This is a genomic window from Halocatena halophila (assembly GCA_027563145.1).
Taxonomy (GTDB): domain Archaea; phylum Halobacteriota; class Halobacteria; order Halobacteriales; family Haloarculaceae; genus Halocatena; species Halocatena halophila.
This window is the reverse complement of sequence record CP071306.1, coordinates 1,044,874-1,056,886: the sequence shown is the minus strand read 5'-3', so window position 1 is coordinate 1,056,886 and position 12,013 is coordinate 1,044,874. Positions and strand designations below refer to the sequence as shown.

Sequence of the window (12,013 nt, the reverse complement as noted above, 5' to 3'; positions counted from 1 at the left end):
GTCGGTGATGTATATTGCTATATGAAGATGGAAAGAAACGTTGGATAGGGCGTCGATATTTTCCAAAATCGGTGATATCGAGGGTTTCAGGCGGTATTGTGGCCAAATTTAAAACGTTATATAATTGTTATGAGTCTTCTGTTTTGCTCACACGCGATCATCGAATGTGGCCCGGATATCCACGATTACCACCGTTCAGCTCTGATTCACCGCCCATGTTTATACGCATTGACCAGCTAGCCCACAGTACATGAAGAACGTTGACGATCTGATCGAGAGCGCGGCGGAGCTAACCGAACGGGGGCTTTCGAAAGGAGAGATCGCCGACGAGCTGAACGTCTCCAGGGACACGGCCAGCTGGTTGATCGAGCGCGGGAGCGTCGACGAGCCTTCGCCGTCGGTCGCACCGTCGGTCAGTGGCCCCCACGACATTCACGTCGACTGGAGCGCGCTCGGTCGAGATAGCCGCCGGCTCTCGTTTGCTGGCAAAGCAATGGCGGATCTGCTCTCCAAGGAGGGTGAGTCGGTCGATCTCACGATTGGTATCGAGAAGGCGGGAACGCCGCTGGCGACCACGATTGCCCGCGAGTTGGATACCGATCTGAGCGCGTACACGCCCCGGAAACACCAGTGGGAGGAGGGTGACATCGAAGAGCTCGCGGGATCGTTTTCGCGGAATTTCGCCCAGATCGAGGATCGTGAATGCTACATTGTCGATGATATCATTACCAGCGGGACCACGATGACCGAAGCGATCGAGGGAGTCCGTGCCCGCGGTGGCACGCCAGCAGCGTGTGTTGTGCTCGCTGACAAACGCGGCGTCGAAGAAATCGAGGGTGTGCCGGTGTTCTCGCTGTTGCAGGTCATCCGCGTTGGCAACGATCATTGACCACTGCGAACGTTGTGCAGTCGTACGATGAAAGGGAAGGGCTTTTATTAGTTAACTGAATAGGGGTAAATGCACACGACACACCGTGCGTGGGTAGCCAAGCCAGGCCAACGGCGCAGCGTTGAGGGCGCTGTCCTGTAGAGGTCCGCCGGTTCAAATCCGGTCCCACGCAGTGAACGTCCGCAGTGACGGCGTGTCCGGTTTGAAGCAGGGAGCAGTTTGCTGCGACCGTGGTTCAAATCCGGTCCCACGCACTACTGCCACTGCGGCACTGTGCACGTGCTGTCCCCCTTGAGGGATCTGCAGACAGCACCCACGCAAAATTCTCACAAAACAGTTCGCTTCGAGTCACCACTCCGACCAAGCGATAACACCCAAGAGGCTCCCCGTTGTGAGCACAGGTATGTCATCGTTCGCACGTGATCATGTTCTAGGATTGACAGCTATCCTGACGATCGGATCGGTGGGGGTCGTCTTTGGTGCGGTGCTTGGATTCATCCCCACGGAGCAGCTTCCCCATCACGATGGGCTACTCGTTGCCATTCCGCATCTGAACGCGCTCATCAGCGCCGTTGCCATCGGCTTCATTCTGGGTGGCTGGCGCTTTATCAAGCGTGATATGGTCGAACGTCACCGCCGGTCGATGATGTCGGCGTTGTTTCTGTTCATCGCGTTTCTTGCGCTGTATCTCTACCGGGTGACGATTGAGGGCCCGACCACGTTTGCTGGGCCGGAAACGATCAAGTCGTATTTGTATCTGCCCTTGCTCGCGATTCACATTGCGCTGGCGATCATCTGTTTGCCGTTGCTCTACTACGTGTTGTTGCTCGGGCTCACCAGATCGGTCGTCGAGATCTACGACACCAGACATCGAACGATCGGCCGGATTGCAGCGCCACTGTGGCTCATCTCGTTTGCGCTTGGGATCGTGGTCTATCTGCTGTTGTACGTGATCTTTCCGGGTTGATCGTTCCGGTTGGGACCGAAAGGAACGCTTAACCATTCGCTGACCACACTGTCAGCTATGGACTGGCCCCACGATCCGGACGACCAGGCGGGTAGTGAAGGCATGCGAAAGTACGGACAGGCGATTCTCGCGAAGAAAGTCGACGAGGAGGAGGATTTTCCGCTGGATCTCGACGCGTTCGAGGAAGAGTACGGCGACGAGCCCGTCCGTATCGACCACGAGACCGTCGTGAGCGTCTCTGATGTGCTGTCGGGTGTTTCCGAATCGTCGGTTGATGATATCCAGTCGTTCAATCGGGCCATGGGAACCTCACTCAGAAAACAGGGATACTGGCCGTACGAGATCGGTTCTGCGTAGTGTGTCAGCGTGCGACACACTTATTGTTGCTTTCTCCCCTACTGTAATGTATGGCGATCGAACGCTCACGCGGTCACTCGCTTCCCGAGGAGGTTATCACCGAGCTGCTGGCCCATCCATACCGACGCGCACTGCTTCGGGCGCTAGCTCGCGACGAGCGTCCCCGAACCGTGCGGGAACTCGCACGTGCGATCGTTTCTACCCTTGAACCACACACCCAGTCCTCGGAATCACCGGCTCCCCCAGATTCAGAACGGGTGCGCAGGGAGCTCTATGATCGCCACCTGCCAAAACTCACCGCCACGACGGTGGTGGTGTACAACCCCCAGCAGGCGACCGTCGAACCCGGTCGCGCGTTTGCTCTCGTTGCCGACAGACTCTAGGGGTGGTTGTGGGCCATCTTTTTCTTTGTTTGTCCACTACTGTGAGATATGGTCGCTCATAACACGGTCCGTGATGTACTCTTGCCCGATTTTGTCGGTGCGAGCGAAAGCGATACGGTGTACGACAGTGCTGCACTGTTGCTCGCGGAGGCGACCGATTATCTCGTCGTTGTCCGCGGAACCGAACCAGTTGGACTGGTTGGCGTTCGTGATCTCCTCGACGTGCTCGTCAACGGCGAGGATGAGACCCGACCGCTCGCGTCCGTGATGCGGACGGAGTTCGAGACGGTCAGCCCTGATACCCCGGTCGACGATGCTCTCACCCGATTTGTCGGAACCGAGGACCCACTGCTTGTCGTCGAAGACGACGAACTGTTCGGCGTACTCACCGAGCGTGATCTTGTGAGTGCACTTACGAGTGCCGAGGAACTCCCAGCACGTGATCAACTCGAGAGACCTACGGTCAACGATACGGAAGCTGGACGCCTTCAGGGGATCTGTGAGGACTGCGGTGCGTTTACACAGTCACTATCGAATGCGGATGGACGATCTATCTGTGTAGATTGTGCGGAAAGTTAATTCGCAATACTGGCCGCGAACTCTAATGTTAATTGATCAGTCAGTAGAAGTCACATTTATACTTATGCACACATAGTGGCGAACACGATGGGACGTGATATCACAAACCGTGATGAATCTTCGCGCTACATTGGCCGCCGTGCGGTGCTCGGTGGTATTGGCGCGATGAGTACGGCTGGCCTTATGGCGCTGGCTGGTTGTACGACAGAGGATAGCTCGGACACGGGGACGACCGATGGAACGGATGGTGGTGGCGAGAGTCCAGACGTGCTGGTCGTCATCGGCTATCCAGCAAGCGGCGTGCAGCTGTTTTCGGATTACTACGCCGAGTACGACACTGATACGTCGATTCTAATCACCGACGGCATGAAATCGGAGTCGCTGCCAGACGACGTCGGCGAAGATCTCAGCAACATTTCAGGAACTGCACCGGCGGCGTCCGGTCCGGGTGCTGACTTTTTCACCCAGCGATACAACGAAGCATACGGGAGCGATCCGGGGGTGTTTACGGCACACACCTACGACGCGACGGCCATCCTGGTGCTTGCAAACGTTGCGGCCGGATCGAACGATGGACCCGCTATCCGCGATGCGATGCGTTCGGTGGCCAACCCCGACGGCGAGGAGTTCGGTCCGGACTCGTTCGTTGAGGCCGTTGAAGCCGTGGCCTCTGGAACTGCGATCAACTACAACGGTGCGTCAAGCGCGGTGAATTTCGATACAAACGGCGATATGGGCGCTGTCAAGTACGATATCTTCTCGTACGGCAGTGACGGGCTCTCGACGGACGATACGATCCCGTTTGAGGGTGGGAGCGATGGCGGTGGTGGGAGCGACTCGATTCCAGGGAGCTCTAGCGATCGAACGGTGAAGGTTGGGTCGTTGATGGCGACGAGTGGTGATCTTGCAGACCTGGGCAAACCAATGAGTGACGCCTCGACACTCCCGGTGAAACAGCTTGAGGGGAACGTCGATCTCACGATAGACCAGCGAGTAGCGGATTCACAGACTGATCCGCAGGCCGGAATTTCAGCCGCGAACAATCTCGTTAACGCCGGCTATCAGGCGATTGCAGGGCCACTTTCGTCCGGCGTGAACCTGAAGGTTGCAAATCAAGTGTACATTCCGAATAAGGTGGTCGGCTGTTCACCTTCCTCCACGTCGCCGAAGGTTACTGCGCTCGATGATTCGGATTTCATCTTCCGGACGGCACCCAGCGATGCTCTCCAGGGGAAAGTGCTCGCTCAGGTCGCCGATGAGGATAAGGGCGCAACGACGGCCGCAACGATGTACGTCAACAACTCCTACGGCCAGTCGCTCTCGGAGTCGTTCGTGAGCGCATTCGAGGAGGCCGGCGGCACGGTGCAGGCAGAAGTCGCCTTCGAGAAAGAGCAGTCATCGTATTCAGCGAAGCTGCAGTCGGCGATGAGCCCGTAGTCGCTCAGCCGCCGAGAAACTCTTTTCTGACGGTTGCATCGGCGAGTAAGGTCTCGCCGTCGTCCATGAACCGATTTTCCCCCTGGACGAGCACGTAGCCCCGATCACACCGCCGAAGTGCCTCGGTTGCGTTCTGTTCGACGAGCATGATTGCGGTGCCATCCCCGTTGATGGCGTCGATTCGATCGAACAGTTCGTCGACGAGATCCGGCGCGAGTCCGGCGGACGGTTCATCGAGCAACAACAGCTCCGGATCGAGCATCAGTGCCCGTCCCATCGCGAGCATCTGACGTTGTCCTCCAGAGAGCGTTCCTGCGGCCTGGGACTGGCGCTCGCGGAGGATCGGAAAGCGATCGAAGATCGTTTCGATCTGTTGTTCGGGAACGTTCTCAAGGATGAATGCACCCATCTCTAAGTTTTCTCGGACTGAAAGCGACGGAAACACGTTTCCAGTCTGCGGAACGTAGCTGATCCCGTGGTGAATGATCTCTTCTGGTTGCTGCTGAGCGATCGATTTGTCATCGAACGTTACTGAACCATCGAAATAGGTCGTGAGCCCAAAGACCGACTTCATTACGGTGGATTTTCCGGCACCGTTTGGACCAACGATCGTGATGTACTCGCCGCGTGCCACATCCAGATCCACGCCAGAGAGCACCTGAAGTTCGTCGTATCCAGCATCGAGATTCCTGACCGAGAGAATGCCAGGAGCCTCTGGCCGGGATGCTGTGCTCGCAGTGGCGTCGCTCATCGGTCTCCTCCGAGATACGCATCAATGACGCGATCGTTCGATCTGATTTCGTCTGCCGTGCCGACGGTGAGTATCGATCCCTGGTGCATGACAATGATTGGATCACAATGATTCATGATGACGTTCATGTCGTGTTCGACGAGCAAAAACGTGTACCCCTCCTCGCGGAGCTCGTGGAGCCCTTCGAGAAGCTGTGTTTCGAGGGTCGGATTGACGCCAGCGAGTGGTTCATCGAGCAACACCATCGACGGCTCGGCCATTAATGCGCGCGCAAGCTCCAGGAGTTTTCGCTGGCCCCCAGAGAGCGAGCCGGCGTACTCGCGTGCGAGATGTTCGAGTTCGAACCGCTCTAGCAGCTCCCACGCCCGCTCGCGCAGCTCTCGCTCCTGTTTCTGGACGCGTTGTCGGAGTCCAGGCGTAACGGCGTAGATGAGCGATTCGCCCAGCTGATTAGGCGGTGCGAGCAGCAAGTTCTCCAGGACGGTCATCTCTTCGAGTTCGCGGGCGATCTGAAACGTTCTGAAGAGCCCATGCTCTGCAACAACGTGCGATGGGGCGTCGGTTATCTCGGTGCCCTGAAAATGAACCGTTCCGGACGTTGGCGTGAGCGTGCCGCTGATGCAGTTGAACGTCGTCGATTTGCCGGCCCCATTCGGGCCGATCAACCCCGTCAATGACCCGGGCTGGATGTCGAACGAAACGTCTTCGACTGCCGTGATCCCGCCGAACTGTTTTTCGAGTGAGTCGACAGCGAGCACGGGCTCGGCCGTGGGCTCATCGGATGACTCACTCATCGGTATCACCTGTTGTCAACGGAACGCTCGCAGCCGTCTCGATCCGATGGCCGAACAGGCCGTCCGGACGGCGCTGCATCAGATAGATGAGAATGAGGCCAACGCCGATGAATCTGAGCGAGCTGATGTTCGCAAAGCAGTAGGCAAGAAACGCCGTCAGATCCAGCCCAACGAGTGCACCACCCGCATCGATGACGGTCTGTGGTGTCGCGGTTGAACCGCCGAGCACTGATTGGATCCCATCCAGAACGGGGGTACTGTTTTGCTCGAGAAACTGTGGCAGGTAAAACAGCACGCTTGCGAAGATTGACCCGCCAATGATGCTTCCCGTGTTCGATCCGGCACCGCCGATGATCAACGCCACGAAGACGTAGAAGGTGATGTTTGGTCTAAACGAGAGCGGATTGATGTAGCCATCGCTACCGTACCAGAGGATGCCAGCGAGCCCCATCAGCCCACAGCCCACGCCAAAGATGATGATCTTGAACCAACGGGTGTCTTTCCCGAGTGCGGCGGCGACAACCTGGTCTTCCCGGATCGCTTTGAGCACGCGGCCGAACGGTGAGGTGGCGATTCGCCGAACAAAGACGAACAGCAGGCCCACAACGGCTCCGAGCACGATGGCGTAGCCAATCCCTTCGACGACCGTTGGCCGGTTGATGCCAATGGCCATCGCCATATCGGTGATTGCACTGCCTGGCCAGGATTGGAAAAATGCTGTCACCGGGGTTTGTGGGTTGTTCTGGACCGTCAACCCGGTTGCGCCGCCAGTGCCGAACGTAACGCCAAAGACGGACACCTCCTGGATCAGAGTGGAGTTGAGCACCAGCCGAATGATCTCCGACAGCGCAAGCGTTACAATAGCCAGATAATCGGCTTCCAGTCTCAGTGCCGGCAGCGACGCCAGCACGCCGACGAGACCCGCCACGACGACGCCGGCGACTACGCCCACCCAGAGGCTCATGCCGAGTCCTGGGATCTCTGCAGGCCCTGGATTTGTTGGCCCACTGACGATCGCCATGGTGTAAACGCCGACCGCCATGAATCCGGCGACGCCGAGATTGAACAGCCCGGTGTAGCCCCAGTGGAGATTCAACGCCAGGACAACCATTGCGTAGACGGCTGAGAAGTAGGTGATCGCACGGAGCGTGTTCACGACGCCCGCTAGCTCGAAGTTGAGGAGGACGGTGAGCCCGGTGAACACTACGTACAGACCGGCCATCAGACCAAAGACGTAGACAGCATCTGGGAGTCCCGTGAGTCGGCTTCGGAATCCACTGGCAGTCATGCAGTTTTCACCCCACCGAACAGCCCGGTTGGCCGGACGAGCAACACGGCGATCAACACCACGAACACGGCCGCTCGTGTAAGGTCTGATGGAATCCACACCTGTGCGAGCTTATCGACGAGTCCGATGAGCACGCCGCCAACCATTGCGCCGTACACCGACCCGATCCCGCCGAGAATGACGGCCGAGAAGATCAACAACAGGTTGATCCAGCCGAAATTGAAGGCGATTGTCCCCGACTCCAGCACGAACAGATAGCCGGCAATCCCCGTTAGCCCTCCGCCGACGATCCACGTCAGCCTCGTGACTTGCTCGACTGGAATGCCACTCACACGTGCGAGTGACTCGTTATCGGCCATCGCACGCATCGCCGTCCCGAGTTTTGTGAACTCGAGCATGATCGCGACGCCGACCATCGAAACGCCGCCGAGCACCAGCAGTGTGAGCTCGTGTGTCGTGAGCGTTACCAGATTCAGGATGGTGACTTTGGTTGGACTCCCTGTAACGCCGTAGCGACCAGTCTGCCAGATGAACGCGATCGTATAGCGAACCAACAGCGCAACGCCGATGGAGGCGATCAACAACGAGATCCCTTCAGCTTCGCGCATTGGTTTGTACACCAGCCGATCGAGTAACAGCGCCAGACCGACCGCGCTGATCGCTGCCATACAGAGTCCAACAGTGAGCGCAATCGGTGTCGAAAGCAACTCGAGACCAGGATTACTCTGCAACAGTAATCGATCTGCGACCCCTGACCCACCAGCAACGACGGCCGCCGTCGCCCAGCCAACGAACGCCCCACTCGTGAGATACTCTCCGTGGGCGAAGTTGGCGAAGTTGAGAATGCTGTAGGTCATTGACAGACCAATGCCGGCCAATCCGACCGCAATCCCTACGATCAGTCCATCGAGTATGTAGGTGAATAGTTCGGAGAGCCCTATCGAGCCGCCAAGAACGTGGGTGTCAAATAGTAATACGGTCGTCCCCTGTAGTTTCAACAGCAAATCTGCAAGAAATAGTGTTGTTATCAGACCCACAAACAGCTGTGTCGGTTGTTCACGAACTCGCTCCGCGATGGTATCATGTGTAATATTCATTCCCATGTGTACGTCTCACTGGCAGGTGTCGGTGCCACAGTAATAAATGGCTCGTGCCACTGGCAGTACTACGGAAAGACGGGCGTGGTGTGGGTGTACACGCCACTCGCAAGCAGAACACAACACCTTTCGTACACCGCAGTGGAAGCAGGGACATGATACGGACGCTCGACGAGCTTGCAGTCAGCGGTGATGCAATCGGGGTGCGCGTTGACATCAACAGTCCGATCGGGCAGGACGGGAGACTCGACGACGACGCACGGCTTTGCGCTCACGTCGAGACGCTTTCAGAGCTCGCCGACCGTGGCGGTCGCGTGGTCGTTCTTGCCCACCAGGGCAGGCCTGGTGGCGACGATTTCACGACGCTAGAGTCGCATGCCGCTCGCTTCGACGAGTTGCTTTCTTTCCCCGTTTCGTACGTTGACGCGACGTTTGGCTCGTCGGCCCGCAAGGCAATCGAGTCGCTCGATCCGGGGAGTATACTCCTGCTCGAGAACACCCGGTTTTACAGCGAAGAGAACATGTCATTCGAACCATCAACCGCCGCAGACACTCATCTCGTTAGTGAGTTGTATGAAGCGTTGGATCTGTTCGTCAACGATGCGTTCGCCGCGGCTCACCGATCGCAGCCATCGATTGTTGGGTTTACCGAACGAGTTCCGAGCTACGCCGGCCGCGTAATGGAGACAGAAATCGATGCGCTTGGGGAAATCGAAGCGCGACCATCGCCACGGGTGTACTCACTCGGCGGCGCGAAAGTTGACGATTCTATCGAGATCGCAGAGACGGTGTTGCAGTCCGGATTGGCCGACACTGTGGTGACGAGTGGCGTCGTTGGTAACACGTTTTGCTACGCGTCGGGTGTCGATCTCGGTCCGGAGACCGAGTCCGTAATCAAATCACGGGCGCGCGATCGGCTCGATCTCGCAGAACAGTTGCTAGAGCGTTATCCCGACCGGATCGCCACGCCAACGGACGTTGCAATCGAACGCTCTGGCGAGCGGACGGAGCTTCCAGTGACTGCGTTACCGGTCGATGAACCCGCGCTCGATATCGGCACACAGACGATCGCATCCTACGCGGATATTTTCGAAACCGCCGGCACTGTTGTCCTCAATGGTCCGGCTGGCGTGTTCGAAGAAGATCGTTTTGCCACGGGGACGAAAGAGCTCTACACTGCGGCGACTGCCGCGGGCTATTCGATCGTTGGTGGCGGTGATACGGCAGCCGCGATGCGACAGCTCGGTCTGTCCGGATTCGACCACGTTTCTACGGGCGGCGGTGCAGCGCTTGCGATGCTCACCGGTGAGCCGTTGCCAGCCATCCAGGCGCTGGATGACGGGGCGTGATGTCCATCGAATCGCCAGAACGGTCTGAGATCGACAGTCTCGTCGATCTCTGGGAAGCTCTCGCCGCTGGCCAGCAACGTCACAACTCACTGATCGAAGCGGCCCCCAATCGAGAAACGATTCGCGAGTCGATCGCTCAACATCTCATCAGCGATGGCATCCTCATCGCCCGCGGTGATGACGGGGCGATCGTGGGATTCGTCATGTTCACTGCACAGTCCGGCCGGTACACGGAACTGGTCAAAACGGGCGTCATCGAGAATCTCTACGTGGTTCCGACGGCTCGAGACGAGGGAATCGGGTCGGCACTGCTCGAGGCAGCCCACACACGACTACATGAAGCGGGCGTCGAAACGATCATGCTTGACGTGATGGCATCCAACCGTGCAGCACAGCGTTTTTATGCTCGCCATGGCTATGACCCTCATCGGTTGACCCTCGCAAAACACGAAACCGATACGCACTCATAGGGTGAACCACCAACAGTTGGATACGTGCCAAGGGAGCTTGGGCCCGGTGCAAGCACTCGATTTGTAATCGAGAATTCATGGGTTCAAATCCCATCCTTGGCTTGACTCGGCAGATATTTTTATGAATTCACTAACTGACCGATCACTGCGTACGCTTCGCACGACGATCGATCGGCTAGAATCTTTCTACGGAACCGTTCCTATTCTCGAAAAGACCTGGCACGACGACGCCACGGGATACGAAGCGATCGTCGATCGATTCGAACGCGGCTGTGTCGGTGGTGCTGGCGTCTGGGTACGAAACGACGACGGCGAGATCTTGCTGGCCAGGGAGACTGACCGCACCGGCTGGGGTGATCCGGGTGGTAAGCGAGAGCCCGGTGAAACGTTCGAAGAAACTGCCTGCCGTGAGGTTCGCGAAGAGACCGGCGTCGAGTGTACCATCACCGACCTGCTCGAGATTCACGCCGTCGAACACCGTCACGAGGCGGGTGCTGGCGAACCGATACACTCGCCGATCGTGATCTTCGACGGCGAGTACGTCGATGGCACGGTGTGCCCACGCGAGGGAGAAATTGCGGCCGTTGAATGGTTTGCTGAGCCCCCTGCCACGTTGCTTTACGAGGAAGTTGGCATGCGGCCATATCCGGCAACCGAGACGTCTCGCTGACTCACGAGAGCCGTACGTCGAGACAGACGTTCAGCTCGTGGGGAGCATAGGAACGAACCACCTGCTCGTGTTCGACAGTCACGTCGTACTCCGTGGCGACATCGCGGATCGCCGCCTCGCCCGGCCCGAACGGATCGTCTTCGTGCTGGATGTCGTAGTAGTGGATCCAACACTCATCGCCCGCGAGCCGGACGGCCGTCTCTAAGAATTCGTTGGCGCTATGTGGAAGATTCATCACCAGCCGGTCAGCCCAGCCGGTGTAATCGATCGTTCGCACGTCGCCCTCGATGGCGGTGACACGCGCAGCAACGTCGTTGCGCTCTGCGTTGCGTTCGAGATAATCGACGGCGACGGAATTCAAATCCACACCGACGGTGGTCGCACCCTTTGCGGCAGCCGGAATGACGAACGGGCCGACGCCTGCGAACATATCGAGCAGCCGTTCGTCAGCTCCCACCTGCTCGATTACACGGTGGCGCTCGGTTGCGAGCCGTGGCGAGAAATAGACTGCTGAGAGGTCCAGTTCGAATCCCATGCCGTACTCCCGATGGACGGTGATGGGATCACCTGCGAGCACGTCCCAGTCGCGCACGCGAAGCTCGCCTTTGACTTTCGATGCGCGATTCAACACGCTCTCGATTGGCAGATCGCTCTCACACAGTGCGGTGGCGATCTCTGCTGCCCGATCCGGATCGTCTTCATCGAGCAGCGCCACGTCACCGATCCGTTCGTAGCGGGGTGAAAATCCCAGCACGTCTTCGGGAGTGGTCTGTCGATCCCGCTGGGGTGGCGATCGGTACTCCACCTCGAAAGCTGATGGTGGTTCGATCACCGGGATGTAGAGCCAGCCGTCCTCAACCGTGATCTTTCTGCTCGGATCCAGCAGCTCTCTGCCAGCCAGTTCCGTCCGGGTGGCTTCGCCCTCCGACGGTCGTACGCGAACACAGGGGACCCGATTCATGTCCGTTCTCGGCGATCAAGC

The 12,013-nt window shown here is 58.1% G+C and carries 14 protein-coding genes and 2 tRNA genes; 11 read left to right on the top strand and 5 right to left on the bottom strand.

The window, feature by feature from the left end; genetic code table 11:
- Positions 1–250: 250 nt before the first annotated feature.
- The 7 genes from gfcR (at position 251) to JXQ78_RS05560 (ending at position 4,612) form a co-directional block, all read left to right on the top strand.
- Positions 251–889 (top strand): transcriptional regulator GfcR, encoded by a 639-nt coding sequence (gfcR, locus tag JXQ78_RS05590; RefSeq protein ID WP_330632490.1) that lies wholly within the window; start codon positions 251–253, stop codon positions 887–889.
- 87 nt (positions 890–976) lie between these two features.
- Positions 977–1,061: transfer RNA gene (locus JXQ78_RS05585), tRNA-Leu, on the top strand.
- Between the two features lie 231 nt (positions 1,062–1,292).
- Positions 1,293–1,856: a DUF420 domain-containing protein gene (locus JXQ78_RS05580; RefSeq protein ID WP_330632489.1), complete on the top strand. Its 564-nt coding sequence runs from the start codon at positions 1,293–1,295 to the stop codon at positions 1,854–1,856.
- A 57-nt stretch (positions 1,857–1,913) separates the two neighbouring features.
- On the top strand, positions 1,914–2,213 hold the full coding sequence (locus tag JXQ78_RS05575; RefSeq protein WP_330632488.1) for a DUF5785 family protein: 300 nt from the start codon (positions 1,914–1,916) through the stop codon (positions 2,211–2,213).
- Positions 2,214–2,263: 50 nt separating this feature from the next.
- Positions 2,264–2,596, top strand: coding sequence for a DUF7344 domain-containing protein (locus JXQ78_RS05570; RefSeq protein WP_330632487.1), 333 nt, complete (start codon positions 2,264–2,266; stop codon positions 2,594–2,596).
- A gap of 48 nt (positions 2,597–2,644) precedes the next feature.
- Positions 2,645–3,175, top strand: a complete 531-nt coding sequence (locus JXQ78_RS05565; protein WP_330632486.1) for a CBS domain-containing protein — start codon at positions 2,645–2,647, stop codon at positions 3,173–3,175.
- 87 nt (positions 3,176–3,262) lie between these two features.
- A complete protein-coding gene (locus JXQ78_RS05560; protein ID WP_330632485.1) occupies positions 3,263–4,612 on the top strand; it encodes an ABC transporter substrate-binding protein in 1,350 nt (449 codons plus the stop codon).
- A gap of 4 nt (positions 4,613–4,616) precedes the next feature.
- Here JXQ78_RS05560 and JXQ78_RS05555 read toward each other — a convergent pair whose 3' ends face one another.
- The 4 genes from JXQ78_RS05555 to JXQ78_RS05540 are packed head-to-tail and all read right to left on the bottom strand — an operon-like array spanning position 4,617 to position 8,542.
- Positions 4,617–5,363 carry an ABC transporter ATP-binding protein gene (locus JXQ78_RS05555; protein ID WP_330632484.1) on the bottom strand — a complete coding sequence of 249 codons (747 nt, stop codon included), beginning with the start codon at positions 5,361–5,363 and terminating at the stop codon, positions 4,617–4,619.
- Entirely contained in the window at positions 5,360–6,157 is a 798-nt protein-coding gene (locus tag JXQ78_RS05550; protein WP_330632483.1) for an ABC transporter ATP-binding protein, read from the bottom strand. Before JXQ78_RS05550 ends, JXQ78_RS05555 begins: the two co-directional genes overlap by 4 nt.
- Entirely contained in the window at positions 6,150–7,445 is a 1,296-nt protein-coding gene (locus JXQ78_RS05545; protein WP_330632482.1) for a branched-chain amino acid ABC transporter permease, read from the bottom strand. Before JXQ78_RS05545 ends, JXQ78_RS05550 begins: the two co-directional genes overlap by 8 nt.
- On the bottom strand, positions 7,442–8,542 hold the full coding sequence (locus JXQ78_RS05540; RefSeq protein ID WP_407934041.1) for a branched-chain amino acid ABC transporter permease: 1,101 nt from the start codon (positions 8,540–8,542) through the stop codon (positions 7,442–7,444). The genes JXQ78_RS05545 and JXQ78_RS05540 overlap by 4 nt, the downstream gene beginning before the upstream one ends.
- 155 nt (positions 8,543–8,697) lie before the next feature.
- Here JXQ78_RS05540 and JXQ78_RS05535 point away from each other — a divergent pair, with 155 nt between their 5' ends.
- The 4 genes from JXQ78_RS05535 to JXQ78_RS05520 all read left to right on the top strand — a co-directional run bounded on the left by JXQ78_RS05535 (position 8,698) and on the right by JXQ78_RS05520 (position 11,031).
- Positions 8,698–9,891, top strand: a complete 1,194-nt coding sequence (locus tag JXQ78_RS05535; RefSeq protein ID WP_330632480.1) for a phosphoglycerate kinase — start codon at positions 8,698–8,700, stop codon at positions 9,889–9,891.
- Positions 9,891–10,361, top strand: coding sequence for a GNAT family N-acetyltransferase (locus JXQ78_RS05530; protein WP_330632479.1), 471 nt, complete (start codon positions 9,891–9,893; stop codon positions 10,359–10,361). The genes JXQ78_RS05535 and JXQ78_RS05530 overlap by 1 nt, the downstream gene beginning before the upstream one ends.
- A gap of 26 nt (positions 10,362–10,387) precedes the next feature.
- A tRNA-Thr gene (locus JXQ78_RS05525) sits at positions 10,388–10,463 on the top strand.
- Positions 10,464–10,482: 19 nt separating this feature from the next.
- Complete coding sequence (locus JXQ78_RS05520) at positions 10,483–11,031, top strand: NUDIX hydrolase (RefSeq protein WP_330632478.1); 549 nt, start codon at positions 10,483–10,485, stop codon at positions 11,029–11,031.
- Between the two features lies 1 nt (position 11,032).
- On the opposite strand, the gene JXQ78_RS05515 is transcribed toward JXQ78_RS05520, so the two are convergent.
- Positions 11,033–11,992: a class I SAM-dependent methyltransferase gene (locus JXQ78_RS05515; RefSeq protein WP_330632477.1), complete on the bottom strand. Its 960-nt coding sequence runs from the start codon at positions 11,990–11,992 to the stop codon at positions 11,033–11,035.
- Positions 11,993–12,013 lie beyond the last annotated feature (21 nt).